Below are 25,145 nucleotides of genomic sequence, written 5' to 3' on the forward strand. Positions count from 1 at the left end.
CCGCCCCCCCTGTTGCCCCGCTCCCGCACCCATCACCCCCCCCTTTGCGGCGGGGGGGGGGCCGGGGGGGGGGGGCGCCCGGGGGGCCGCCGGGCCCAGTTCGGCCAGTAAGGGGCCGATCGACCGGGGGCCGCGGGCGTTGGCCAGTACGACCTCGTGCCCGGCCGCCACCAGGATCCGCGCGAGGGTGGAACCGATCCGCCCGGTGCCGATGACGCCTGTGCGCATTGCCGCTCCTACTCCGTCGGTCGCTCGGTCGGTCAGCCGGTCGGGCGCTCAGTCCATGCCGATCCAGACCGACTTGGTCTGCGTGTAGCTCTCGAGGGATTCCGGTCCGCACTCGCGCCCGTATCCGGAGGCCTTGTAGCCGCCGTACGGCACGGAGGGGTCGTACTGGTTGTAGCAATTCACCCAGACCGTGCCGGCCTTGATCTGGGAGGCCACCCGGTGGGCGCGCCGCAGGTCCTTGGTGTGGACGCCCGCGGCGAGCCCGTACGCGCTGTCGTTGGCGATCCGGATCGCGTCTTCCTCGGTGTCGAAGGGGATGATCGACAGGACCGGGCCGAAGATCTCCTCCTGGGCGATCCGCATGCCGTTGTCGACTCCGGTGAAGATCGTCGGCAGGAAGTACAGGCCCTGGCTGGAGGCGCCTTCCGGGGTCCAGCCGGTGCCGCCGGTGCGCAGGATCGCGCCTTCCTTCTCGCCGATCTCGATGTACGAGCTGACCTTCTCGAACTGGCCGCGGTGGGCCAGCGGCCCGAACAGGGTCTCCGGGTCGCGCGGGTCGCCGGGCTTGAGGGCCGCGGCCCGGCTCACCAGGCGTTCGACCAGTTCGTCGTGGATGGGGCGCTGGAGCAGCAGGCGCGAGCCGGCGGTGCAGATCTCGCCCTTGTTGTAGTAGATGCCGAAGAAGGCGAGTTCCTCTGCGGCGTCCAGGTCGGCGTCGGCGAAGACGATGTTGGCGGACTTGCCGCCGAGCTCCATCGTCACCTTCTTCAGGGTGCCGGCCGACTTGCGGATGATCGTCTGGCCGACCGCGGTGGAGCCGGTGAAGGCGATCTTGTCGATGTCGGGGTGCCCGGTGAGGGTCTCGCCCAGTTCCACGCCCGGGCCGGTGATGACGTTCAGCACGCCGTCCGGGATCTCCGCCTCCTGGAAGAGCTCGGCGATCTTCAGTGCGGTGAGCGGGGTGGCCGGGGAGGGCTTGTGGACGACCGTGTTGCCCGCCGCCAGCGCCGGTGCGATCTTCGTCATCGACAGCAGCAGCGGGAAGTTGAACGGGGTGATGGCGCAGACCACGCCCAGCGGCTCGCGCAGGGTGTACGCGAGCTGCCCGCCGGCCGGGGCCCGCGAGGAGCCGTCGACCCGGGTGACGGCGCCGGCGTAGTAGTGCATGAGCTGGGCGGCCATGGGGGCGTCGACCGTGCTGGAGAAGGCGAACGGCTTGCCCATGTCCACCGTCTCCAGCAGGGCGATCTCCTCCAGGTCGCGCTCGATGAGCTCGCCGACCCGGTTCAGCCGCAGCGCGCGTTCCTGGGCGGACAGTCTGCTCCAGGGACCTTCCTCGTACGCCTGGCGGGCGGCGGCCACGGCCGCGTCCGCGTCGGCGGCGGCGGCCTGGGCCACCGGTACGATCTCCTGTCCGTCCACGGGACTGATGTCCGGCTCGGTACGGCCGTCCTGGGCCGAGACCCATGTGCCGCCGATGAACAGCTTCCCGGGGTTGGCCAAGGGCTGGTCGCTGAGTGCGCGCTTGGTCATGGCTGCCTTCCGGTGTCGGATGCGGGGGCGATCTATCCCTTGGCGAGCTGTGTCAGGAACGTCTCGGCAAGGGCCTTGGAGGAGTACGGGTTCTGGCCGGTGGTGAGCCTGCGGTCCACGACCACGTGCGAGTCCCAGATCTTCTCGGCCTTCTCGTAGCGCGCGCCGAGCCGGGTGAGCTCGGCCTCGAGGATCAGCGGGAGGCGGCCGGCCATGTTGGTGACCATCTCCTCGCTGTGCGAGAAGGCCGTCATCCGGTAGCCCTCGAACGGCCAGCGGCCTTCGCCGTCGCGCAGGGCGAGCAGCGAGGTGTGGCCGTGGCAGACGGTGGCGAGCGGCTTGTCCTGGGCGATGGCCCAGCGCAGGATCTGGGCGAGCTCGTCGGAGTGGGGCAGGTCCCCGATCGCGCCGTGCCCGCCGCTGACGTAGATGCCGTCGTACTCGGCGATGTCCTTCTCACCCAGGGATTCCAGGGCGAGGGGGTTCTTGAGCTGGGGGGTGCTCTCGACGACTCTCACGTACTCGGCGGCGTTGGCCGCGTCCTCGTCGGGCGAGCCCTCGGGGCGGACCCACCGGATGAACTGGGGGTCGATGCTGGTCTGGTCGACCGTGGGGGCCTGGCCCCCGATCGTCGCCACGTCCACGGTGTGGCCTGCGGCCTTGAAGAGGGTGTAGGGAACGGCGAATTCCTCGGCCCAGAAACCCGAGGGGTGCTGTTCCCCGTCCAACAGGTGGAGCGTTGCCTTGGCCGTCATGACGACGAGAATCTTCATGACTTCTCTCCTTGTTCTGGAATCGCTGCCGATTCAACACGCCCCCCGCAGGGGGCGTAAGGGGGGAGCGTCAGGCGCGCGATACTTCGTGAGGTGCGTCCAACGCGGAGATGATGGTGCGGAATTCACCGACCAGGGGGTGGTCGGGATGGGCTTCGGCGAATATGCGCTCGCCGTACAGGGCGGCCATTTCCGGCACATAGGGAAGGATTCCGGCCAGGGGGGCGCCGTACACCTCCTCGGCACGCCGGCGGATCCGTTCCCCGTCGACGCCCTCGGGGGCCATGCTCATGACCAGAGCCCGCCGGCAGGCCAGCCGCCCTGCGAGGGCGATGGTCTCCTCGACCCCGGAGAGGTCGATCCGGTCGGCCCGGGCCATGATCATCAGTACGTCGGCGCTCGCCATGGCGGTCACCGACTCGTTGTTCAGCCCGGCGTGCGTGTCGAGCAGCAGCACGTCGAGCGCGTGGCACTCGACCAGCCGGTCGAAGCCCTCCGGCAGCAGCCCCACGTCGTACCCGCTGGTCATGAGCTCGCGCAGGGCCGCCGTCCCGGTCCGTGCCGGTACGACGTACAGCCCGGGCACGCCGACCTGCTGGGCCGTGGACTCGATCTCGCAGCGACCGAGCAGGTAGTCGGCCAGGGAGGGACCCGGGCCGAGCCGGAAGAGCAGGTCCAGGGTGGGCGACTGGATGTCCGTGTCGACCACCCCCACCCGGCGCCCCTCGCCCGCGATGAGCAGGGCCAGGTTCGCCAGTACCGAGGACTTGCCGGTGCCCCCGCGGTGCGAGTGCACCACGATGGTCCGGGCCATCAGGCCACCGCCGTACGGCCCGCGGCCGTGGTCCGGTCCGCGTGCGGCCCCCGCGCCGCACGTGGCCGGTGCAGGGCCAGCATGGTGACGTCGTCGTGCTGTTCCGCCGTTCCGGTGTGCTCCCGTACCGCGGTGTCCATGAGGTCGACCACCTCCCTGCCGCTCACCGGGGGGCCGGCGAGCAGCTCCAGCATCCGCTCGTCACCGAGGAAGCTGCCGTCGGGGCAGCGGGCCTCCGGCACTCCGTCGGTGAACACGAACAGGGTGTCGCCGGGATTCAGCTGGGCGTAGCCGAGCGTGTACACGCAGTCCGGCAGCACCCCGACGGCGGGTCCGGTGACCTCCAGGGCGAGCGGGTCGCCGCCGTCGGCGCGCAGCAGCAGCGGCGCGTTGTGGCCCCCGTTGATGTACACGAGGCTGCCGGTCACGGGGTCGAGCACACCGAAGAACAGGGTCGCGAAGTAGCCCTGTCTCAGATGGTTGCGGGTCAGGTATCCGTTGGTGGCGGTGACCGCGTTGAGCAGTGGCGTCGCGCCCACCACCGGGATCCGCCGGCTGCCGCCGGCGCGCCCGGCGGCCACCAGGTGCTGGAGCCCGCTGTTCTCCGCGGTGTGCCGCAGCAGCGAGCGGATCAGCGCCATGAACAGCGCGGCGCCGACCCCCTTGTCGCAGACGTCGGCGACGACGAAGGCGAGGCGGCGGCCGCGGGAGATCTCGAAGACGTCGTAGAAGTCCCCGGCCACCTGCCGGGCGGGCCGGAAGCGGACGTCGATCTCCCAGCCTTCGGGAACGGGCAGCGATTCGGGCAGGAAGCCGGCCTGGATCTCCCGGCCGATCTCCAGCTCCTTCTCGTAGCCCATGAGTTCGGCGCGGGCGTCGGCCTCGCGCAGGGTGCGGCCGAGTCCGGCGCGCTCCGAGCAGCTGTGCAGCCGGGCCCCGACGAGGGCGGGCAGGAAGGGCGGTATGAGGTAGTCATGGCCGAGCCGGACGTGCTCCTCCAGGGCGGCGAACTCCGTCACCGTCCAGACGACCACGATGGGGGCCCCGGCCCAGCGGCGCAGCCGCCGGACCGCGAGGCGCACCGACTCGCCGTCGGCCTCGGCCGGGGCGAGCAGGACGTCGGCGACGGGCAGCTCGTCGAGCGGGCCGTTGCGCAGCTCCGCCAGCGTGCGCGCGACGATCTCCGCGTCCATCGAGCGGATCGCGTCGAGCAGTTCGAGCGGCGGCGGCGGGTACTCGTCGAGGATGATCACGGTCGTGGAGGGCATGGGTCCGTCCCCTCAGCGTTCACAGTCAGCGTGCTGATGTTGCGGGCGTCCCTGCGTACGTAGCTGAATTCGTCCACGCTGGTCAGTGCCAGGTGGATGCCGAGACCGCCGATCCTGCGCCGCTCGGGGGGAACCCCGGGGGCGGGGGGCAGGCAGCCCTCGACGGGGTCGAACGCCGGCGCGGAGTCCGCTATGGAGATCTGCACCCGGCCGGGACCGGAGCGGCCGCGGACGGTGATCCGCCCGTCGCCGCCCCGGTACCCGTGCATCACGATGTTCGTGGCCAGCTCGTCCACGGCCAGCCGGATCCGGTACGTGGGCCCCTTGCCCAGGCCCGCCCGGCCGGCCAGCCGCAGGACGAACGAGGCGATGTCGCCCAGTGCCCCCAGCGTGGCGGGCACCTCCAGCTCCGCGGGCGTCCTCGCCAGTTCGACCATGTCACTCATGCGATTCACTCATCGGAGAGCACGATGCTGCGGTCCAGCCCGGCCGTCCGGATGGTCCGGGACACGGGCTCGATCGCGCCGACCACCTTGATGGTCACGTGGTTCGCCACCTTCTGCTGGGCGAAGACCAGGGACCGCAGTCCGGCGCTGGCCATGTAGCCGACACCGGCCATCCTGATCTCGACCGTTCCGGTGCCGTGCCCGGCGGCCTTCTCGATGGTCTGGTGGAAGTCCGGCGCGGTCTTGGCGTCCAGCTCGCCCGCCAGCTCGATCACGGTGGTGTCGCCCTCGATGCTCAGGGACACGGAAAGCGGCATGTCAGGTCTCCTTCGGCCGTACGGTTGGAGCGTTCGGTGGGATCGGGCAGCGGGTGCGGCCGGGGCTAGAGCTCGGGATCGGGCGTCCGGCCGACCAGGATCACGACCGAGCGCGGACCGATCAGGTACTTCCCGGTGTTCTCCAGCTCGGGCTCGCCGCCCGGGGTGCGGATGTCGTGCGGGGCCTCGGCCCCGGTGTCCGCGAACAGGTGCCAGCTGCGCCCGTGCGGCAGCGCGGGCAGCTCCAGGTCGTGTGCCTCCCAGTGCGAGTTCATGGCCACGTACACCACGTCGTCGTCCCCGGTGCCGCAGCGGGCCACCGCCAGCAGCCGGCTCTCCGCCGACCAGTCGGGCTGCCAGGCGCGCTCGCCGTGCCAGCTGATGTCCGGCAGTCCGAGACTCTCGCGGACCTGGCCGGTGGGGTGGGAGGTGGAGCGCAGTTCGCGGTGGCGACCGCGGAAGGCGATCATCTCCCGGGTGAACCGGAGCAGTTCGGCGTTCTCGTCGACCTGGTCCCAGTCGAACCAGGACAGCTCGTTGTCCTGGCAGTACGTGTTGTTGTTGCCCTGCTGGGTGCGGGCGACCTCGTCGCCCGACAGCAGCATCGGGATGCCCTGGCTGGTCATGAGGATGGCCAGGGCGTTCTTCATCTGGCGCGTCCGCAGCCGGTTGACCTCGGGGTCGTCGGTCGGCCCCTCGGCCCCGCAGTTCCAGCTGGCGTTGTCGTTGCCGCCGTCGTTGTTGCCCTCACCGTTCGCCTCGTTGTGCTTGTCGTTGTACGAGACGAGGTCGGCCAGGGTGAAACCGTCGTGGGCGGTGAGGAAGTTGACCGAGGCGGAGGTGCCCCGGGTGGAGTACAGGTCGGGCGAGCCGGCGATCCGGGTGGCCAGCTCCCCGGTCACCCCGGGGTCGCCCTTGAGGAAGCTGCGCACGGTGTCGCGGTACTTCCCGTTCCACTCGGCCCAGCGGCCGTACGCCGGGAAGTTGCCGACCTCGTAGAGACCGCCCGCGTCCCACGCCTCGGCGATGAGCTTGGTGTGCCGCAGGACGGGGTCGAAGGCGAGCAGCTCCAGCAGCGGCGGGTTGGGCAGCGGCGTGCCGTCCAGGGCCCGGCCGAGGATGGCCGCGAGGTCGAAGCGGAAGCCGTCGATGTGGTAGTCGGCGACCCAGTGGCGCAGGCAGTCGAGCACGAAGTTGCGCACGACGGGGTGGTTGCAGTTGACCGTGTTGCCCGTGCCGCTGAAGTTGAAGTAGTACCCCTCCGGCGTGAGCATGTAGTACGTGGCGTTGTCGAGCCCCTTGAAGGAGATCGTCGGGCCCTGCTCGTTGCCCTCGGCGGTGTGGTTGAAGACGACGTCGAGGATGACCTCGATGCCGGCCGCGTGCAGGTCCTTGATCAGGGTGCGGAACTCGTCGCCCTGCATCCCGTAGCGTCCGGTGGCCGCGTAGCCCGCCTTCGGCGCGAAGAACGAGACGGTGTTGTAGCCCCAGTAGTCGAAGAGGTGCTCGCCCGTCTCCGGGTTGGAGCGCATGTTGTCGCTCTCGTCGAACTCGAACACCGGGAGCAGCTCGATGCAGTTGACCCCGAGCTCCTTCAGGTACGGGATCTTCTCCCGCAGCCCCGCGAACGTGCCGGGGGCGGTGACCTGCGAGGAGGGGTGCCGGGTGAAGCCGCGCACGTGGGTCTCGTACACGACGAGGTCCTCGGCGGGCAGCCCCAGCGGGGTGTCGTCGCCCCAGTCGAAGTCCTGGAGGCAGACCCGCGAGCGGTACTGGTAGCCGCGGCTGCGGTCCGGCTCCACGCCCCACACGTCGCGGCCGGAGATCAGCCGGGCGTAGGGGTCGGAGAGGACCTGGCGGGCGTCGAAGCGGTGCCCGGAGACCGGGTCGTAGGGGCCGTCGGCCCGGTAGCCGTACTCGATGTTCTCGTGGTCGAGGCCGAAGACCGTCATGGCGAAGACGCTGCCGGTGCGGAACTCCTGGGGGAATTCCAGCTCGGCCATCGGCTCGGGCTCTCCGCGCTTGAAGATGACCAGGGTCATGGAGGTCGCCTGGTCGGAGAAGACGGAGAAACTGACCCCGCCGGGGACCACGTTGGCCCCGAAGGGGAACGGTTTGCCGGCACGGACGCGGTACCCGCCCACTTCGTGGGTCGGGTACGCGTCGACGCGCAGCACCTGCTCGGACCGGGCCTCGCTCATCGCGCGACCGCGGTCTTGAGCGTCGACTTGGCCTTGGACTCGGCGGCCGCCGCCTCGCCGGTCTCGAAGAAGTCGAGGAAGCCGGTGGCCGACATGACGAACCGGACTTCCTCGCTCACCCCGTAGAGGGTGACGGCGACACCGGCGTGCTGGGCCTCGCGGTAGACGACGAGCAGGGTGCGCAGGCCCGCGCTGGACACGTACGTGACGGCCGTGAGGTCGATGCGCAGCGGCCGGCCCTCGCGGACCAGCGGCAGCAGGGACTGCAGCAGCTGGCCGGAGGTCTCACTGTTGATCTCGCCGGTGGCGACGAGGACGGTACCGCCCTTGTTGCGGCGTTCCTTGACGTTCAGAGACATTGCTTTCCCCTCTAGTCGGGGCGCCCCCCGTTGAGCGCTATGAAGTCACCGGGCGCAGCCGGACCTTGACCTTGACCCGCCCCTGGACGTCCGGCAGCCTGACGGTCAGACCGTCCGCGTCGAAGTCCCGGTACGGCTTCTCGTCGATCTCGACGGACGCGATCTGCACGGAGCCGGCGGGCAGCAGGTCGGGAGAGACCCGCAGCACGCGGTCGGGCAGGTTGGTCGGGTCGGGCTTGAAGTGGAAGTCCATTTCCCGCTTGTTGATCAGCAGGTTGTTGTAGACGGCGGACAGGTAGCAGAGCTCCGCCGAGTGGTACATGGACATCGAGTGGCTGCCCTTGAGCCGCTCCGTGCCGAGCAGGTACGGCGTACCGCTGGCGAGCACGTTGAAGTAGACGGCTCCCTCGTCGTGGTCGAGGAAGAACGTGTTGTAGAAGGCCTCCGCCTGCCGGGCCTCGCGCAGGAAGGCGTCGCCGCCGACCGTGCCGTTCAGGATGAGGTAGGCGAGGATCGCCTGCTCCTGCTGCCACCAGGCCTTGCGGTCGTGCCAGGCGAAACGATACGTCTCCCGGCCGTCCTTGCCGACGGACTTGACCCGCTCGACGACGTCGTACCAGCCGCCGCGCTGCACGTCGCTGCCGACGGCCGGCATGATCTCGCCGATCTTCCTGGCGAGGTCCTCGTACGCCGGCTTGGCCTTCAGCGAGTTCATCCGCATCAGGTTCCAGGCGATCTTGAGGTTGTGCCCGACGACCGCGCGGTTCTGCTGCCAGCTGTGCGCGGTGTCGTGCGACCAGTCGCGGAAGAAGCGCTCCTGTACGAACGGGCTGTTCTTGTAGTCCGGGAACTTGTCCGCGATGGTGTCGAAGGTGTACTCGAGGAAGTCGGCGTACCTCTGGTCGCCGGTCGCCAGGTACAGGTTGATCAGGTACGCGGGTGCGTGGTCGCCGACCGAGTTCCAGTTCTTGCGCTCGGCGTTCTCGCCGAGGGACTCGTGGTCCGCGCTGAACAGGATCGGGTCGATGTGCGAGTAGTAGCCGCCCTGCTCCGGGTCCTTGAAGAACTTGTCGAACAGCCGGATGGTGGCGTCCGCGTCGTTCTTGATCCGGATGTCACCGGTGACCCGGTACGTCTGGATCGGTCCGGCCAGCGCGTAGATCTGCTCGTACATCGGGATCGCGTCGTAGTCGTCGGAGAACTCCGAGGTGAACAGCTTGCGCTCGCTGTCCCCGTCGACGCTGATGCCGTGGTACCAGAAGACCACGTCCTCCTCGCTGTCCACGACCCGCATGTGCTTGCGCAGGTACTCGGTGCCGCGCTCGGCGACCTCCAGGTACTCGTCCTTGCCGGTCAGCAGGTAGGCCGAGGCCATGCCGTAGACCAGGCGGGAGATCGTGTCGGTCTCCTGGACGTGGCTGGCGGTCTTGTCGCCGCCGAGCCGGATCTCGGTGCGGTACTCGGTGAAGTCCACCGGGCCCTCGCCGAACTGCGCCCGCTTGTAGAAGTCGGCGAGCGACTCGATCTGCTTGACCCACCAGCTGGGCTCCTCGAACCGGTAGTCCTCGGCGCCGCGGCCCAGGAACACCAGGCGCTTGGCGTCGAAACGCCCGCCCTGCTCCGGGTAGTGGACGCCGTAGACGAAGAGGAACCGTCCGGGCGAGAGCATCTCGTCGATGTGCCCGGAGGCGTCGATGTACGGCTCGTCCAGGTTGCGGACCAGCTCGGCACTCGGGTCCCCGGCCAGGGAGACGTCGAACTCACGCCCGTCCGAGGTCTTCAGCCGCAGCAGGCGGGACTCGGAGTCGAAGCGGCCGACGTAGCCCGCGATGGTGTCGGAGAAGGAGAAGCTCACGGCGTCCGCCATGTCATGCACCGTCCTTGTCGTGTGAGCGGTCGTCCTCGAATCCCTGGCTGACCTCGACGATCACCCCGTCGGGATCGCGGACCCACACGGTCCGCCAGCCGCAGATGAAGTCGTCGAAGTCCAGCGGCCCCAGGGTCACTTCGGCCGCGTCGCCCAGCTCGGCCAGGAACGCGTCCACGCTGTCGGTCTGGAAGGCCAGGTGGCGCATGCGGCCCGCGGCCTGCGGCCCGTCGTCCTGCGCCGGCCGGGCCGCGGCGGTACCGGCCGCGAAGAGCTCCAGGTACGCGTCCCCCTTGCGCAGGAACACGATCCGGGCCTCCCCGAGGTCGACCACCCGGGCCCGGGTGAAGCCGAAGTACCGGGTGTAGAACTCCTCGGTCGTCTTCTGGTCCGTGCAGTTCAGGCCCACGTGCGACCAGACCATCACGCGCTCCCCGGCTCCGGGCATCAGGCGGCCCCCCGGCCCCGCCCCGCCGCGATCAGCTCGATGATCCGGCGGGCGAAGAGGTGGTGGTGGGCGCCGGTGCGGCCGGTGACCAGGTCACCGTCGACCACCACGTCCTCGTTGACGTACTCGGCGCCCATGTTGCGGACGTCGCCGATGAGGTTGTTGTGGCAGACCACCTTGCGGCCCCGGATCTTGTCCGGGATCGAGGCGGCCAGCCACATGCCGTGGCAGATGATCCCCTTGAGGACCGTCGGTTCCTCGAAGGCCCGGCGCAGCAGCTCCGTCGCCGGCGCCAGTACGTCCACGTCCTCGGTGTAGCGCAGCCGGTCGGACACCATGCCCGAGGGCACGATGATCGCCGCGTACCGGCGCAGCTCCTCGTCGCCGAGCCCCTCCAGGGACTTGTCGGCGGTGAACGGCGCCCGGTACTCGTGCCCGGAGAAGGTGATGGAGTCGTTGCCCCAGAGCCGGGTCAGGAAGTCGACCTCGGCGCCCTCCTCGGCGAACCGGTGCCCGTAGTAGAAGATCTCGGGCTCGTAGAAGTCGCTCTCGACCAGGACCGCGATCCGGGTCCCGCTCAGCGCACCCTCGCGCAGTACGGCGTCAGGCACGGGAGGCCCCCCTCAGGAAGTCCGCCGCGCGCTCGGCGATCATCGCGATGGCGGTGTGGCAGTTGCCCGACGGGACGGCGGGCATCACGCTGGCGTCGACGACGCGCAGGTTGCGCACGCCGTGCACCCGCAGCTCGGGGTCGACGACGGAGAGGTCGTCGATGCCCATGCGGCAGGAGCCGGCCTGGTGGTGGTAGCTCTCCGACTTCTGCTTCGCGAAGGTCCGCAGGTCCTCGTCGGAGACGAAGCCGGGGCCGGGCTGGAGCTCCTGCTTGTACCAGGGAGAGAAGGCCGAGGTCGCGAAGATCTCCCGGGCCAGCTTGATCCCCTGCACCATCCGCTCCAGGTCCCACCGGTCGCCCAGGTAGTTCGGGTTGATCAGCGGGTGCGCCAGCGGATCGGCGCTCGCGAGCCGGATCCAGCCGCGCGAGACGGGCCGTACGACACCGGGGAGGATGCTCACCGTGTTCGGGTGGTCCTTGCCGACGATCACGTCGAACGGCACGTGGACGAAGGCTATCTGCAGGTCGGGCGCCGGAAGACCGGGCCGGGAGGAGAGGAACAGAGCGCTCTCCGACAGGTTCTGCGCCGGGGGCGGGAGTTCCTGGGTGACTTCGGCCATCAGTCCGGTCAGGACGTGGTTGTGGAAGTTCTCGCCGACCCCGGGCAGCGCCGCGACCGTCTCGATGCCGTGCTCGCGCAGCTGCTCCGGGTTGCCGATGCCGGAGAGCAGCAGCAGCTTCGGGGACTCGATCGCCCCCGCGGCCACGATGACCTCGCGGCGGGCCCGTACGGAGTGGAGTCCGGGCCCGGCTGCGCTGCTGTGGGCGTCGCGCACGGTGCGGCCGGGGAACTCGGCGGCCGGCGCGAGCTGCGCGTACTCCACGCCCGTGCAGGTGTCGCCGTCGAAGAGCAGCCGGGTGCTCTGGGCGCTGGTGCGCAGGGTCAGGTTGGAGCGCTCCAGCGCCGGCTCCAGGTAGGCGGCGAGGGTGCCCTGGCGGCGCCCGTCGGCCACGTCGATGTGGTGCCAGCCGGTGCCGAAGAGGCCGCGCCGGGGCCCGTCGCTGTTGAAGTCGGCGATCTCCTGGTGGCCGAGCTCGACGGCCGCGTCGATGAAGGCGCGGGAGACCGGGTTGGGGCCGTGCCGGCCGGCGTTGGTGATGCGCTGCGGGCCGCGGGTGCCGGTGGTGGGCGCGGTGGCGTCCTCCTGGCCCTCCAGGAGGGCGAAGTAGGGCAGGACGTCCTCGTGGCCCCAGCCGGCGGCGCCCTGGTAGGCCCAGTTGTCGAAGTCCGAGGCGTGGCCCCGGATGTGCATCATGATGTACAGGTTGCTGCTGCCGCCGGGGGCCTTGCCGCGCGGTTCGTACGTACGGCGGCCGTCGAGCCCGGGCTGCGGGACGCTGGTGTAGCCCCAGTCGACGGGCCCGCCGAGCAGCTTGTACCAGGAGGACGGGTCGTCCACCTCGGGCGGGATCCGGTTGCCGCCCGCCTCCAGGACCAGGACGGAGACGTCCGGGTCCGCCGAGAGCCGGTTCGCGAGGACGCTGCCCGCGGTGCCGGATCCCACGATGACGTAGTCGTACTCTTCTCTGTCGGCGTTTCCCACGAGTCGGCCCCCCTCAGCCCTGGCCCAGCACCTGGAAGGGGACGGTGTCGTGGTAGTTCGCCATGTACGCGATCTTTCCGTCCACGATCCGGAAGAAGTTCATGACCTCGGCCTCGATCGTCTCGCCCGCGGGGCTGACGGCGCTGAGGTGGGAGACGGCCGCGGCCTTCTCGCCGTCGACGAGGAAGTGCACGGGCTCGTTCCGGAAGACGCGGTACATCGTCCCCATGCCCTTCATCATCGAGCGCAGGACCTCGAGGCCCTCGATGTGTCCGGCGAGCTGCTCGTCCATGACCTGGTCGTCGGCGAACAGGTCGCACCAGCGGTCCCAGTCGCCGGCGTTGGCGTACTCGTAGTACTTCTCAAGGATCTGTCGTGCGTCCACAGCACTCCTCCCCCTATCGGTCGCGGCGGGTTCCGTCGGGCGCGAACGGCGCCCAGAACTGGCTGAAGGCGGTCGCCGAGTCCCCGAAGAGCCCGTCGCGGCCCTCGATGATCCGGCCGTCCCGCCACCGCATGAAGTGGAAGACGGGGTAGTCCATCCGCTCGTACGGGGACCGGCTGGCCTGGTCGGCGCCGTCGCGCAGGGCGACGTTGCGGCAGACGTCGGCGCTGCAGTCCTCGCCGACGAGGACCGCCTGGATGTCCATCCGGAAGGTGCCGCCGGTGAGCTTGTGGGTCTGCCCCATCAGCTCCAGGAAGGCGTCCAGGCTCTCGTACCAGCCGGCCAGCGGGTGGCTGCCCGGCACCAGCCAGCGCAGGTCCTCGGAGTAGTACTCGAGGATGCGGGCGCGGTCGCCGGAGCCGAGGGCGGCGTACGCCGCCTCGACCCGCTCCCGTGTCACTTCGGTCATCGTCGCTTCTCCTTCGACTGCCCCGCGCCCGTGCTCAGAGCGATCCGGAGCCGGGCATCGGGGCCAGGTCGTTGACGGTGTACTGCTTGATCAGCGGGCCGTCGGGACCGGCCACGACCGTCCAGGTCTGGTCGGCGTCGAAGCCGAGCCACTCGCTGCGGGCGGCCGGCGGGTCCCAGATCTTGGCCTGCCAGTTGACCAGCACCCGTACGACGGCCCGGTCGCCCTCGATGACGGGCTCCACCTTCGTGACGGTGTGGACCTCGTCGAAGAAGCGGTTCGTGACCGCCTCGTACCAGCGGCCGAAGCCCTGGTGTCCGAGGAAGGTGTCCTCGGGGACCTTGAACTCCAGGTCCCCCGTGATGAGGGGCAGCACCTGTTCCAGCGGAAGGTGCTGGTCCAGGGCCACGTACCAGTTCTCCGCGAAGGTGCGGATCGCGTCCTCGGTCAGCCGCTCGGCGGGCATGCGGTCTCCTCCTGTCCGTGGTGGTGTGCGGTGCGTCCCGGCGGTGTGTCGCCGTGGTGCGTCAGATCTGTACGTCGACCAGGAACGGTCCGGGGTGGTCGAGCATCCGGGCGACGGCGGCGACCGCCTCGTCCGGCTTCTCCACCCGCGTCCCCCCGGCGCCGAGCGCCCGCGCCAGCCCGGCGAAGTCGATCTCGGGGTGGGAGAGGTCGAAGGAGCCCGGGAACCCGTGCTCCGGGATGTCCCGCTCCCGCCAGTACTGGGCGATGTTGTCGTCCAGCAGCCGGTACTTGCGGTTGTTGCAGACCACGAACTTGGCGTCGATGCCGTGCCGGACCGCGGTCCACAGCGCCTGGTACGTGTACATCGACCCGCCGTCGCCCGCGAAGCCGACGACCAGCCGGTCCGGACGGGCCAGCTTGGCGCCGACCGCCCCCGGGAAGCCCACCCCGAGCGAGCCGCCCCGGGTGAGGTGGTAATCGCCCGGGCGCTCCGGCGGCAGGTACCGGGTCACGAGCGGCGAGGTGGTCAGCGCCTCGTCGAAGACAATCAGGTCCCCGCCGGTGCGCTCGGCCAGGGTGCGCAGGAAGACGGCCATCGGCGTGCCGTCCTGCTCGCTGTCCCCGCCCCGGGCGGACAGCGCCCGCTCCCGGGTGCGGGCGTCGAGCCGGGAGGCCGCGGCCGCCCGGCGCTGCGGGCTCAGCCGGCGTTCGAGTACGCCGGCCAGCGCGTGCAGCGCCTGCTTCGGGTCGGCGGCCAGGCCCAGGTCCACCGGGTGGTTCTTGGCGATCTCGTACGCGTTCAGGTCGATGTGGACGACCCTGGCGCCGGGCCTGAACGGGCTCTCCAGCTCGGGGAACACCTCCGGGAAGACGTAGGTGCCGACGATCAGCACCCCGTCCGCGCCGCCCACGAGCTCCTTGCTGTGCGGGCCGAACATGTGGCCGCTCTGGCCGCGGCGCAGCGGGTGCGAGGCCGCGACGTTCACCTCGGAGGAGTCGACCTCGTACACGTCGGCGCCCAGCAGCTCGGCGACGGCGACGAGTTCGCGCTGGGCCCCGGAGAGCGAGACCCCGTCCCCGACGAGGATCACGGGCCGCTCGGCGGAGGCGAGCAGCTCGGCCGCCCGCCCCACCGAGGCCGGCGAGGGTGCCACGTCCGTGAGCGGCACCGCGGCGGGCAGGACGGGCTCGGAGTTCAGCTCGTCCAGCACGTCCATCGGCAGCGCCACGAAGACGGGGCCGCGCGGCGGGGTCAGGGCGATCTTGACCGCCCGCCGGATGGTGCGCAGTACGGAGTGGCGGTCGGTGACCCGGGTCGCGTACTTCGTCACCGGCTTCGCCATCGCCACCAGGTCGGAAGCCATCTGGGCGTCCATGGCGTCGTAGCGGACCCCGGCGTCGCCGGCGACCACGACGAGCGGGGTGTGGCCGCGCAGCGACTGGTAGAGCATCCCGATGCCGTTGCCCAGCCCCACCCCGGAGTGCAGCTGGAGCAGGGCCGCGCCGCCGGTGGCCCGGGCGTAGCCGTCGGCGATTCCGGCGGCCACGGTCTCCTGGAGGGCGAGGACGTAATGGAAATCCTCCGCCGCGTCCACCGCGTCGAGGAATCCCTGTTCCACCGTCCCCGGATTTCCGAACATCACATTCAGGCCGTCGGCCTTGAACTGCTCGATCAGCCTTTCCCGTCCGGGAGTGGCTTCCATGATTCCCCCTACCACCCGTATCGGGTGAGACCGTCCTCCAGGACTTCCACGATCTTCTGCCCCGTCAGATATGAATCGGGGGTGGAACGGCCTGTGACGAACGGGTAGTCGACGATCACCGAAAGCGGGTGGCCGAAATTCCCGTGATACGCGCCGCGCGGCCCGGTGGCATCGCGCAGGATGTACTCCAGCGGGTACGGCGGCGGGCCCATGTTGAAGTCGGTACCGAGGAATCCGGTGCCGTCCTTGTAGTCGTACTCCTTGCAGTGGCCGGTCACGTGCTTGCCCCAGATGATGCTCTTGCGGTCGCCCCAGTCGCGGGCGAAGGCCAGGCAGGCCACGCCGTAGCACTCGGCGGCCACGACCTTGCCGGCGTTCTTGAAGGCCAGGATCAGCGCGTGGACGCGCTCGTTGTTGGCGAGGTCGACGATGGGACCGCTGCCGCCGACGATGAGGAGCGCGTCGTAGCCGGCGATGTCGGCTTCCAGCTTCTCCAGATCGCGGTGGTACTGCTCCAGCTTGCGCAGGTAGCCCTCGTCGCTCGTGTACGGGCGCTCCGGTGCCCACGCCTCGATGTCGAGCGGCGTGTCCAGCCGGCTCGACTGCTCGAACTCCCGCCCCAGCCGGGCGTTCTCCTCGGTGGTGACCGAGCGTCCCAGTGGAGGGTCGATGAAGTTCGCGTCGAGGCTCGGCGGAAGAGCGTGCGCACGCTTTCCGGTCGGCGTGGCGAATACGACTTCGTAGCCCCGCTCGTCGAACTTCGAAACGGGGCCTATCAGTTCTTCGGCCCAGTAACCGTGTTCGGAGACAATGACCAGAATCTTTCTGCTCACGGATTCCTCCAGGCGCCGCCTGTTGTCGTTGGCCTGACCCACACTGCTTGCGCCCGAGGGCTGCGTCAAAGCGCCCGTACGCGACTTCATGAGGTGGGAGGGCAGGTCGCGGGGGCACCTCAGGTAGTCGCTTCCGGAGGTCATGAAGTAGCCGCGAGACTTCATGACCTCGGCCGAATCACTGAACCATTACGCGGGCACCGCCCTATGGTCTGGACGCGCCGTGAATCAAGGGTGCGCGAAGGATCGAGGAGAGGGACGGGGACGATGACGACGGACCTGTTGTGCACACACATCGATCAGATACGTCCGGTGAAACCAGGTACCGAGGGCTGCGAGGAGTGCCTCGTCCTCGGCGACAGCTGGGTGCACCTGAGGATGTGCCTCAGCTGCGGGCACGTCGGATGCTGCGACTCCTCCAAGAACCGCCACGCCACCAAGCACTACCGCACCACCGAGCACCCCATCGCCGCCTCGCACGAGCCGGGCGAGGCGTGGGCCTGGTGCTACGCCGACAAGCTGATGCTGGACGCGGCATGAGTGCGGCCCCGGAGAGCGCCACCGCCCCCGCCACCGCCCCCGCCACCGCCGCTGGGGCCGCGGCGGAGCGCGCCGAGAGCCGCAAGCCCGTCATCCTGGCCGTGGACGACGATCCGCAGGTGTTGCGGGCCGTCCGCCGCGACCTGCGCAGCGCGTACGGCGACCGCTACCGGGTGCTCGGCGCGTCCTCCGCCGCCGACGCCCTCAAGATCCTGGACTCCCTCGACGAGCGCGGCCACGATCCGGCGCTGTTCCTCGTGGACCAGCGCATGCCCGACGTGACCGGCGTGGAGTTCCTGCTGGAGGCCGTCAGCCGCTTCCCGGACGCCCGCCGCGTGCTGCTGACGGCGTACGCGGAGACGGACGCGGCGATCACCGCGATCAACCGGGTCCGGCTGGACTACTACCTGCTCAAGCCCTGGGACCCGCCGCACGAGCGGCTCTTCCCGGTCCTGGACGACCTGCTCTCCGACTGGCTGGCCACCTACCGCCCCGCCTACGACGGCATCATCGTCGCCGGGCACCTCGTCTCCCCCGGCACGCACGCCGTCCGGGACTTCTTCACCCGCAACGGCCAGCCGTTCCGCTTCCTGAACGTGGAGCGGGATCCGGAGGCACTGACCCTGATCGCCGCCCAGCCCGATGCGGCACTGCCCCTCGTCCGCTTCCCGGACGGGGCGGTGCTCTCCGCGCCGTCCGACACCGCGCTCGCCCAGCGCCTCGGGCTGGCCACCACCGCCTCGCGCCCGCACTACGAGTGCGTCATCGTCGGCGCGGGCCCGGCGGGCCTGGCGGCCGGGGTCTACTCGGCCTCGGAGGGCCTCTCCACGCTGATGCTGGACTCCCGCGCCCCGGGCGGCCAGGCCGGCACCTCCAGCCTGATCGAGAACTACCTGGGCTTCCCCTCCGGCCTCTCCGGCGGCGACCTGACCCGCCGCGCCACCATCCAGGCCTCCCGCTTCGGCGCCGAGATCCTGCACCCGGTGGAGGTGGTCTCGCTGACCCGGGACGACCCGGCGAAGATCCTGACCCTGGCGGACGGCACGGAGATCAGCGCCGAGACGGTGCTGCTGGCCACCGGGGTCTCGTACAACCGGCTGGAGGCCCCGGGCGCGGACCGCTTCGAGGGCGCGGGGCTCTACTACGGCGCGGCGACGACGGAGAGCTCGGCGTGCATCTCGCAGCACGTGTTCATCGTGGGCGGCGCGAACTCGGCCGGCCAGGCGGCGGTGCACTTCGCCAAGTACGCGGCCAAGGTGACCATCCTGGTCCGCGCCGAGTCCCTGGACGCGAGCATGTCGCGCTACCTGATCGACGAGATCGACCGCACCCCGAACATCGAGATCAAGGTCCGTACGACGGTGGTCCGGCTGGACGGCGACGAGCACCTGGAGCAGCTGACCCTCCACGATGCGACGACGGGCGAGGACACCCGTGTCCCGGCCCGGTTCATGTTCACCTTCATCGGCGCCCGCCCGCACACCGACTGGCTGTCGGGCGTGGTCGAGCGCGACGAGTACGGCTTCGTGCTCACCGGGTCCGATCTGATCGCCAACGGCGGGGAGCTCCCGGCGGAGTGGAGTCTGGAGCGCGCCCCGTACCCGCTGGAGACGAGCGTCCCCGGCGTCTTCGCGGCCGGCGACGTACGGGCCCACTCGGTCAAGCGCGTGGCCTCGGGGGTGGGTGAGGGGGCCATGGCGGTCTCACTGATCCACCGCTATCGCTCGATGGGCTGAGAGCGAACACGAATCGCTTGCGATCACGATCCCTGCGGATGCAACGTTGATTACATGATTACATCCGAGCAGAGCGAGCAGCTTCGCACGTGGTTCGCGGACCGCCTTCCGGTGGACGTGTACGAGTCCCTGGTCGACGTGTCGGTCGACCGCGAGGAGATCACGGTCGTCGGCACCATCCCGGCGACCGAGTCCGTCAAGGAGTTCCGCGAGCGCACCCGCGAACAGCGCATCGAGGTCGCACGGGAGGCGGAGGAGCTCTACCGCCGCAAGGTCGCCTGGGCCGTCCAGTCCGGCGACGACCGCGTCCTGTTCACGCACCTGGCCGTCCCGGTCATGACGCGCCTGCGCCAGCCGGAGCGCAAGGTGCTCGACACCCTGGTGGCGGGCGGCGTCGCCCGCAGCCGGGCCGACGCCCTCGCCTGGTGCGTCCGCCTCGTCGGCCGCAACACGGACGAGTGGCTGACCGAGCTCCGAGACTCGCTGGCCAAGGTCCAGCAGGTCCGCGCCGCGGGCCCCGACGTCGCGGACGCTTCCGACACGGACTCCCAGAAGTCTGCGTCGGAATGACGAAACCCCTCCCCACCGGGGCATGATCACGCAAGTCTGACAGCGAGCCGACCGGCACCCGATCACAGGGAGAGGCACGCCCCATGACCACCACCGTCGAATACATCCGCTACCGGATCGCATTGGACGACCAGCAGGCCTTCGAGGACTCGTACCGGCAGGCCGCGGAGGCACTGGCCGCGTCACCCGAGTGCATCGACTACGAGCTGGCCCGCTGCGAGGAGGAGAACGACCGGGAGCGCTACATCCTGCGCATCCGCTGGACGTCGGTCGACGCCCACCTCAACGGATTCCGCAAGGGCGAGCACTTCCCGGCGTTCTTCAGCGCGATCCGCCCGTACGTGAAGGCCATCGAGGAGATGCAGCACTACCGCGTCACCGAAGTGGCCGGCCCCGGAAAGGCCGCACCCCAGTCATGAGCACCACACCCGGCAGCACCCCCACCATCTACGAGTGGATGGGCGGAGCGGAGGCGATGAACCGCCTCACGGACGCCTTCTACGCGCACGCCCTGCAGGACGAGATCCTGGCCCCGGTCTTCGCGGGCATGGACTCGGAGCACCCCCAGCACGTCGCCGTCTGGCTGTCGGAGGTCTTCGGCGGCCCGGCGGAGTACACGGCCCACCACGGCGGCCACCAGCACATGGCCACCAAGCACCTGGGCCGCGGCATCACCGAGAAGCAGCGCCGCCGCTGGGTGGACCTGCTGATGGACACGGCGGACGAGGTCGGCCTCCCGACGGACCCCGAATTCCGCGCGGTGTTCACGTACTACATCGAGTGGGGCACCCGCATGGCCCTGATCTACTCGGGCCCCAACCCCCCGCCGGTGGACGCGGCGAAGATCCCGGTCTGGTCCTGGGGCCAAACGCCCCCGTGGATCCCGAAGGGCTAGGACGTGGGGGCGGGGGCGAAGCCCCCGCCCCCACGGTCATGTCCGGCCCGCCTGCGGGCCCGGACCGGCCGGCGGCTCGGCGAGCAGTACCGTCAACTCGCCCGCACCGCCCTCGCGCCAGAAGTCGACGGCCTCCTCCAGGATCTCCTGCAGGGTCTCCCAGTCCCCCGGCCTCGCACCCGCGTACGACCGCCAGGACGTCACCACCAGCAGTCGCCCCGGCGCCTGCGGCAGCCAGGACAGGTCGATGAGCGCATCGGCCAACGCGTCCCAGTTCCCGCCGAACCACGACGGCACCCGGAGCGCCGCTCCCCACCGCCGCATCAGCTCGGCCTTGCCGTGCACACCGGCCAGGTCCACCCGGAGCGTCGTCCAGCCCGCCTCCTCGGCAGCGGCCAGCGCCGGCCCGAGCGGCTGCGGATCCAGGGTCATCGCACGACCGCCTTGAAGGTGTCGTAGTGGTCGTCCGTGTAGTAGAACTCCCCACCCTCACCGGTCACGATCCGCCGCGCCCCGCGGTCGCGCTCCCCCGGCGTCTTCACCGTGAACTCGTGGTAGTACCCGCGCTTCTGCTTCGGCAGGACCTTCTCGAAGTTGCCGAACACGGTCCCGTCCTGCCGGTAGGCGTACGGACCGCCCTTGTCGATGAGCGCGAGCACGTCCCGCGCCTGCGCCGGCAGCGCGTCCGCCCGTACGGTCGCCATCCCCTTGGCCCAAACGGGCGGCGGCGCGGAAGATCCGGGGCCCGGCACGGAAGCCGCGGCCGATGGCGCACCCGATGCCGCCGCGGAAGCAGACGGCGGCGCGGCGCTCTGCCCACCACACCCCGCGACGCCGACCAGCGCAGCGCAAAGGAACAGCGCCCCCACAACACAACGCAGCAACGACCGGGGCACGTCCCTGAAGATCATGCGCCGATCGTGCCAAATATCCGATTCGCTCGCGAATCGCCTGCCCGGTGGCGGTAACCGGGACGGCGACGACCTCAGAGCGCGGACATCTTGGTGTAAGGACTCAGAATTCTCTTCTGGACCGACCCGAAGTCGACCAGGACAGCGATCCCCTCCTCGATACCGACGACACGGCCGAGGCCGTGCTCATCGTGAGAGACCCGGTCGCCGACGCTGAACTGCCGGAGCGGCGGTTCCACGGGGGCCTTGAACGGGCTGGACGGCAAATGGCGGCGAGGTACTGCTGACTTTGTCATTGAGACCAGTATGCGCCCCACAGCGCCCCGCACGGGCCGCCGTTCGGATCTCAATTGCGGCACCATCCGCCCCGCGGCCCGCGCCCGGCCCGGACACGGCCCGGCCAGGGCGGCTGCGCGGGGTGGCGCGAACGATCCGCAAAGAAATCGGAGGACTCAGTCGTCCGGGTCTGCCCGATCCAGCGCCGGCCGAAGCCCCGGCTCCGACTCGGTCAGCAGGTAGTCCGCGACCGCCGTGTCGGTGACCAGGCTGGTCACCAGCCCGGACCGGAGCACCGCCCCGATCGCGGACGCCTTGCGCAGACCGCCCGCGATGGCCACGACCTCGGGAATCCGCCGCAGCCGGTCCGCCTCGACGGTGATGCAGCGCTCGCCGAGGTCCCGCCCGACGCGCCGCCCCTCGGAGTCGAACAGGTGGGCGGACATCTCCGCCGCGACACCGAGCGAGGCGTAGTGCGCGCGCTCCTCGTCCGTCAGCATGTCGTGGACGGTCGAGATCCCCGGCTCCCACGACCCGATCGAGACCGCGGCGACCGTCACCTTGTCGAAGTACTCGAAGGCCCGGGCGATGCCCGTCTGGCTCCGCAGCGCTGCCGCGGTCGCCGGATCGGGGAGCAGCATCGGCGCGTAGATCGGGTGCGCGTCGCCGCCCGAGACCTGGGCGGCCCGCCGCACGGCCTCCACGGACCCGCGCTCGGCCGTACCGGCGTCGTACACGCCCGTCAGCTGCACCACCGTGCACTGCGGCAGCCGGTGCAGGGAGGCGGCCATGTGGATGGTCGACCGCCCCCACGCGAGGCCCAGTACGTCGCCCTCGTTGACGAGCTCGCCGAGCAGGTCGGCCGCGACCGCGCCCAGGTTCTCGGGATCCGGCGCGTCCTCGGTCGCGTCGGCCGGGGACTCGACCACCACCGCGTGCCGGAGCCCGTACCGGGCCCGCAGCGCGTCGGACCGCTCGGCATCGAGCTCGGCCGGCACCCGGATCTCGATGCGTACGAGGTCGCGCTCGAGGGCGGTCTCCAGGACCCGGGCCACCTTGAAGCGGCTCACGCCGAACTCCTCGGCGATCTGGATCTTGGACTTGCCCTCCAGGTAGAAGCGGCGGGCCATGGCCGCCGCCTGCACCAGCTCCGCGGGTCCCATCCGCAGGGCTGACCGTCCCGCCGACATTGCAGACACCGCGTTCTCCTCACTGCTGTTCACACTCTCGACTCGCCGTTCATCCTGTCAGATCCGGCGGCCGTTGATCAGCCTGGACAGCTCCCGTTCACCGAGCCGTCCATCAACTCTCGCTTCAGTGGTCGCACGCCCAGGGCGCAGCGGCGATCGCGACGTCCGCCTGCTCCCGCAGGGTACGTACGGCCGCGGACGGGTCGACCGCCCCGTAGACGGCGCTCCCCGCGACGAACACGTCGGCTCCGGCCTCGGCGCACCGCTCGATGGTCGCGGCCGAAACCCCGCCGTCGACCTGCAGCCACAGCTCGAGTCCGTGCTTGGCGATGAGCTCCCGGGTGCGGCGGATCTTGGGGAGCATGATGTCGAGAAAGGGCTGGCCGCCGAAGCCGGGCTCGACCGTCATGATGAGCAGCATGTCGAGCTCGGGGAGGATGTCCTCGTACTGCTCGATGGGCGTGGCGGGCTTGAGGGCCATGGACGCCCGCGCGCCCTTGGCCCGGATCTCCCGCGCGAGCCGCACGGGCGCGGCGGCGGCCTCGGCGTGGAAGGTGACCGATCCGGCACCGGCCTCGACGTACTGCGGGGCCCAGCGGTCCGGGTTCTCGATCATGAGGTGCAGATCGAGCGGGATGTCCGTGGCGCGGCTCAGGGATTCCACGACGGGCACACCGAGCGTGAGGTTCGGGACGAAATGATTGTCCATGACATCGACATGCAGCCAGTCGGCCCCCTCGACGGCCTTCGCCTCCTCGGCGAGTCGGGCGAAGTCGGCGGACAGGATGCTGGGATAAATCTGAGCGGCCATGCCCCAAGCCTGCCATGCCGTGGCGCAGTTCCGGCCACGACCCCGTAACTGAAGATGTCCGTAGAAGTGCTTAAACGAGACACAAATAACGATTAAGACATTCTTACAGATGGCGATGCGCGGCGGTGTGTTCGAGGATCGCGGGGACGATCGCGCCCCAGTCGGCCCGCTCGACCCCGTGACCGGCGTCCCGCAGGACCAGGAGCCGCGCCCCGGGGATCTCCTCCGCGAGTGCCTCGCCGTGCGGCAGCGGGAACATCGGATCGGCGGTCCCGTGGATCACGAGCGTGGGCACGGCGATGGAGGACAGGGGTGCGGGCGGGAGCTCGCCGTCGGGGAGCAGGTCGTGGTTGCGGGCCGCGGCGAAGTCGTGCGCGCGCCCGATGTCGCGCCGGACCAGGCTGCGAACGGCTTCCTCGTCGAACGGACGCCGACCGCCGGCGAGCAGGCGCGCGAAGTCGACCTGGTACTCGACCACGGAGTCGGCGTCCGACCAGTCGGCCTGCACGGTGGAGACGAACCGCATGAACTCCGCGGTGGGCGGCGCGGGCACCCGGCCGCCGCCGGATGCGGCCGAGGAGGTGCTGATCAGGACGAGCGAGAGGACGCGGGCGGCATGGCCGAGCGCGAACCGCTGCGCGAGCGCCCCTCCGGCTGAGACCCCCACGACGTGGGCGGCGGGGACGCCGTACGCGTCGAGCACGCGGGCGGCGTCACCGACCAGATCCGCGCCGGTGTAAGCGGGGCGCCCCGGCTCGTACGTGAGGGACCGGCCGGTGTCACGGTGGTCGTACCGGATCACGAAGCGCCCACCCCCGGCGAGCAACCGGCAGAACTCCTCGTCCCACCAGAGCATCGAAGCCCCGGCCCCCATGACGAGGAGGACGGCGGGATGCCCCGGATCCCCGAAGGACTCGGCACAGAGCCTGACCCCGCCCCCCTCGACCACCCGCTCAACCATGACTGCGGCTCCTCTCCACCTCCCATGGTGCGGGGGCGGGGGCGGGGCGGGGGCTTCGGGGGCGGGATCCATGTGCTCGGGGTCGGTGGTGTGTCCGGGGGCGTCCCGTCAGTCCACTGTCCTTCCGTGTCGGGTCGGTCCGTCAAGGGCGCTCCCTGCGGTCGCGTCGCTCCGCGATGTCGCTGCGCTCCACCCTTGACCGACCGCCCCGCCCCGGAAAGACAACAGACTGCCGGGAAGCCCCCGAAGGAATGGCCGGGAGGATACCGAGCAGGGACGGGCCCTCAGCGATGCCGATCAGCGGCCTTGGCCGGCCCTGTTCCCGTCCCGGTACCACAACCCCCGGCCACGACGACAGGGCGCGCCAGATCGCTACGCGCTCCTCACGTCTCAGCGACCGACGACCGCCTGTGGCCGGACATAAGCCGCCCAAACACCGCGCACGAAAGGCCCTTTCGGCGCCTGCACGTCGCCGGAGGACGCCAATGGACCCTCGTGGGCCGCTTGCGGGCGTCTGCGGACCGTCCGAGGACGAAAAACGGGCGAGAGGGAGCCTGATGCCGGATTTCCCAACCCCTCACTCCGGCAAGGCGGTTCGTGGGTCCCGACCGGCCACCAAAAGGGACAAACCGCCCGCAGGCGCCCTGTCGGAGCGGTTGATGCCGGTCGTGGGCGGCTTATGTCCGGCCACAGGCGGTCCGGTGACGCCAAGCCGAGAGGAGCGCGTAGCGATCTGACGCGCGCCCCCGGCCTGGCCGGGGGTGGTGGTCCCGGGACGGGAACATGGCCGGCCAAGAACACCGGTCGGCATCGCTGAGGGCCCGTCCCTGGACATGAACCTCCCGGCCATTCCTTCGGGGGCTTCCCGGCAGTCTTATGGCATTCCGGGGCGGGGCGGTCGGTCAAGGGTGGCCGAAGGCCATCGC

At 70.3% G+C, this 25,145-nt stretch carries 29 protein-coding genes; 5 read left to right on the forward strand and 24 right to left on the reverse strand.

The window, feature by feature from the left end:
* The 18 genes from ACFXGI_RS30235 to ACFXGI_RS30320 form a co-directional block, all read right to left on the reverse strand.
* Positions 1 to 228, reverse strand: a 228-nt coding sequence (locus tag ACFXGI_RS30235; protein ID WP_384713442.1) for an NAD(P)-binding domain-containing protein, incomplete at its 3' end; no start/stop codon positions are given.
* A gap of 48 nt (positions 229 to 276) precedes the next feature.
* Positions 277 to 1,761: an aldehyde dehydrogenase family protein gene (locus ACFXGI_RS30240; RefSeq protein ID WP_384713368.1), complete on the reverse strand. Its 1,485-nt coding sequence runs from the start codon at positions 1,759 to 1,761 to the stop codon at positions 277 to 279.
* A gap of 32 nt (positions 1,762 to 1,793) precedes the next feature.
* Entirely contained in the window at positions 1,794 to 2,534 is a 741-nt protein-coding gene (locus ACFXGI_RS30245; RefSeq protein ID WP_384713371.1) for a type 1 glutamine amidotransferase domain-containing protein, read from the reverse strand.
* Between the two features lie 70 nt (positions 2,535 to 2,604).
* A complete protein-coding gene (locus ACFXGI_RS30250) occupies positions 2,605 to 3,348 on the reverse strand; it encodes a MinD/ParA family protein (protein WP_384713374.1) in 744 nt (247 codons plus the stop codon).
* Positions 3,348 to 4,616 (reverse strand): PP2C family protein-serine/threonine phosphatase, encoded by a 1,269-nt coding sequence (locus ACFXGI_RS30255; protein WP_384713377.1) that lies wholly within the window; start codon positions 4,614 to 4,616, stop codon positions 3,348 to 3,350. Before ACFXGI_RS30255 ends, ACFXGI_RS30250 begins: the two co-directional genes overlap by 1 nt.
* Positions 4,598 to 5,062 (reverse strand): ATP-binding protein, encoded by a 465-nt coding sequence (locus ACFXGI_RS30260; protein ID WP_384713380.1) that lies wholly within the window; start codon positions 5,060 to 5,062, stop codon positions 4,598 to 4,600. The genes ACFXGI_RS30255 and ACFXGI_RS30260 overlap by 19 nt, the downstream gene beginning before the upstream one ends.
* Positions 5,063 to 5,067: 5 nt before the next feature.
* Positions 5,068 to 5,379: an STAS domain-containing protein gene (locus ACFXGI_RS30265; RefSeq protein ID WP_030157520.1), complete on the reverse strand. Its 312-nt coding sequence runs from the start codon at positions 5,377 to 5,379 to the stop codon at positions 5,068 to 5,070.
* A gap of 65 nt (positions 5,380 to 5,444) precedes the next feature.
* A complete protein-coding gene (gene glgX / locus ACFXGI_RS30270) occupies positions 5,445 to 7,580 on the reverse strand; it encodes a glycogen debranching protein GlgX (RefSeq protein WP_384713384.1) in 2,136 nt (711 codons plus the stop codon).
* Positions 7,577 to 7,939 (reverse strand): STAS domain-containing protein, encoded by a 363-nt coding sequence (locus ACFXGI_RS30275; RefSeq protein ID WP_030871694.1) that lies wholly within the window; start codon positions 7,937 to 7,939, stop codon positions 7,577 to 7,579. Before ACFXGI_RS30275 ends, glgX begins: the two co-directional genes overlap by 4 nt.
* A gap of 37 nt (positions 7,940 to 7,976) precedes the next feature.
* Positions 7,977 to 9,806 carry an AGE family epimerase/isomerase gene (locus ACFXGI_RS30280; RefSeq protein ID WP_384713387.1) on the reverse strand — a complete coding sequence of 610 codons (1,830 nt, stop codon included), beginning with the start codon at positions 9,804 to 9,806 and terminating at the stop codon, positions 7,977 to 7,979.
* A gap of 1 nt (position 9,807) precedes the next feature.
* Positions 9,808 to 10,254, reverse strand: coding sequence for a VOC family protein (locus ACFXGI_RS30285; protein ID WP_384713390.1), 447 nt, complete (start codon positions 10,252 to 10,254; stop codon positions 9,808 to 9,810).
* Entirely contained in the window at positions 10,254 to 10,865 is a 612-nt protein-coding gene (locus ACFXGI_RS30290) for a DJ-1/PfpI family protein (protein WP_384713393.1), read from the reverse strand. Before ACFXGI_RS30290 ends, ACFXGI_RS30285 begins: the two co-directional genes overlap by 1 nt.
* The gene (locus ACFXGI_RS30295) at positions 10,858 to 12,471 is read right to left on the reverse strand and encodes a GMC family oxidoreductase (RefSeq protein ID WP_384713395.1); all 1,614 of its coding nucleotides are present in this window, start codon (positions 12,469 to 12,471) and stop codon (positions 10,858 to 10,860) included. The genes ACFXGI_RS30290 and ACFXGI_RS30295 overlap by 8 nt, the downstream gene beginning before the upstream one ends.
* A gap of 13 nt (positions 12,472 to 12,484) precedes the next feature.
* Entirely contained in the window at positions 12,485 to 12,856 is a 372-nt protein-coding gene (locus ACFXGI_RS30300; RefSeq protein ID WP_030871686.1) for a nuclear transport factor 2 family protein, read from the reverse strand.
* Positions 12,857 to 12,869: 13 nt separating this feature from the next.
* Entirely contained in the window at positions 12,870 to 13,325 is a 456-nt protein-coding gene (locus ACFXGI_RS30305) for a nuclear transport factor 2 family protein (protein WP_384713399.1), read from the reverse strand.
* 34 nt (positions 13,326 to 13,359) lie between these two features.
* Positions 13,360 to 13,791, reverse strand: a complete 432-nt coding sequence (locus tag ACFXGI_RS30310) for a nuclear transport factor 2 family protein (protein WP_384713402.1) — start codon at positions 13,789 to 13,791, stop codon at positions 13,360 to 13,362.
* A 61-nt stretch (positions 13,792 to 13,852) separates the two neighbouring features.
* Positions 13,853 to 15,496 carry a thiamine pyrophosphate-binding protein gene (locus ACFXGI_RS30315; protein ID WP_384713405.1) on the reverse strand — a complete coding sequence of 548 codons (1,644 nt, stop codon included), beginning with the start codon at positions 15,494 to 15,496 and terminating at the stop codon, positions 13,853 to 13,855.
* 8 nt (positions 15,497 to 15,504) lie between these two features.
* Positions 15,505 to 16,329 (reverse strand): type 1 glutamine amidotransferase domain-containing protein, encoded by an 825-nt coding sequence (locus ACFXGI_RS30320; protein WP_030871675.1) that lies wholly within the window; start codon positions 16,327 to 16,329, stop codon positions 15,505 to 15,507.
* A gap of 267 nt (positions 16,330 to 16,596) precedes the next feature.
* Between ACFXGI_RS30320 and ACFXGI_RS30325 the strand changes: the two genes are divergently transcribed.
* The 5 genes from ACFXGI_RS30325 (at position 16,597) to ACFXGI_RS30345 (ending at position 20,070) form a co-directional block, all read left to right on the forward strand.
* On the forward strand, positions 16,597 to 16,869 hold the full coding sequence (locus ACFXGI_RS30325; protein ID WP_384713409.1) for a UBP-type zinc finger domain-containing protein: 273 nt from the start codon (positions 16,597 to 16,599) through the stop codon (positions 16,867 to 16,869).
* Positions 16,866 to 18,605, forward strand: coding sequence for an FAD-dependent oxidoreductase (locus ACFXGI_RS30330; RefSeq protein WP_384713413.1), 1,740 nt, complete (start codon positions 16,866 to 16,868; stop codon positions 18,603 to 18,605). Before ACFXGI_RS30325 ends, ACFXGI_RS30330 begins: the two co-directional genes overlap by 4 nt.
* 54 nt (positions 18,606 to 18,659) lie before the next feature.
* Positions 18,660 to 19,175, forward strand: a complete 516-nt coding sequence (locus ACFXGI_RS30335) for a hypothetical protein (RefSeq protein WP_030871665.1) — start codon at positions 18,660 to 18,662, stop codon at positions 19,173 to 19,175.
* 83 nt (positions 19,176 to 19,258) lie between these two features.
* Positions 19,259 to 19,594 (forward strand): putative quinol monooxygenase, encoded by a 336-nt coding sequence (locus ACFXGI_RS30340; RefSeq protein WP_030871660.1) that lies wholly within the window; start codon positions 19,259 to 19,261, stop codon positions 19,592 to 19,594.
* A complete protein-coding gene (locus ACFXGI_RS30345) occupies positions 19,591 to 20,070 on the forward strand; it encodes a group II truncated hemoglobin (RefSeq protein ID WP_384713417.1) in 480 nt (159 codons plus the stop codon). The genes ACFXGI_RS30340 and ACFXGI_RS30345 overlap by 4 nt, the downstream gene beginning before the upstream one ends.
* 36 nt (positions 20,071 to 20,106) lie before the next feature.
* On the opposite strand, the gene ACFXGI_RS30350 is transcribed toward ACFXGI_RS30345, so the two are convergent.
* From ACFXGI_RS30350 to ACFXGI_RS30375, 6 genes are all read right to left on the reverse strand, one after another.
* Positions 20,107 to 20,502 (reverse strand): barstar family protein, encoded by a 396-nt coding sequence (locus ACFXGI_RS30350; protein WP_384713420.1) that lies wholly within the window; start codon positions 20,500 to 20,502, stop codon positions 20,107 to 20,109.
* The gene (locus ACFXGI_RS30355; protein WP_384713423.1) at positions 20,499 to 20,981 is read right to left on the reverse strand and encodes a ribonuclease domain-containing protein; all 483 of its coding nucleotides are present in this window, start codon (positions 20,979 to 20,981) and stop codon (positions 20,499 to 20,501) included. The genes ACFXGI_RS30350 and ACFXGI_RS30355 overlap by 4 nt, the downstream gene beginning before the upstream one ends.
* Before the next feature lie 74 nt (positions 20,982 to 21,055).
* Positions 21,056 to 21,277, reverse strand: a complete 222-nt coding sequence (locus tag ACFXGI_RS30360; RefSeq protein WP_030157491.1) for a CarD family transcriptional regulator — start codon at positions 21,275 to 21,277, stop codon at positions 21,056 to 21,058.
* Between the two features lie 156 nt (positions 21,278 to 21,433).
* Positions 21,434 to 22,447, reverse strand: coding sequence for a sugar-binding transcriptional regulator (locus ACFXGI_RS30365; protein ID WP_030871648.1), 1,014 nt, complete (start codon positions 22,445 to 22,447; stop codon positions 21,434 to 21,436).
* Between the two features lie 124 nt (positions 22,448 to 22,571).
* Positions 22,572 to 23,258 (reverse strand): ribulose-phosphate 3-epimerase, encoded by a 687-nt coding sequence (gene rpe, locus ACFXGI_RS30370; protein WP_384713427.1) that lies wholly within the window; start codon positions 23,256 to 23,258, stop codon positions 22,572 to 22,574.
* Between the two features lie 103 nt (positions 23,259 to 23,361).
* On the reverse strand, positions 23,362 to 24,219 hold the full coding sequence (locus ACFXGI_RS30375; RefSeq protein WP_384713430.1) for an alpha/beta fold hydrolase: 858 nt from the start codon (positions 24,217 to 24,219) through the stop codon (positions 23,362 to 23,364).
* Positions 24,220 to 25,145: the final 926 nt, after the last annotated feature.

Source organism: Streptomyces sp. NPDC059355, from assembly GCF_042752335.1.
Taxonomy (GTDB): Bacteria; Actinomycetota; Actinomycetes; order Streptomycetales; family Streptomycetaceae; genus Streptomyces.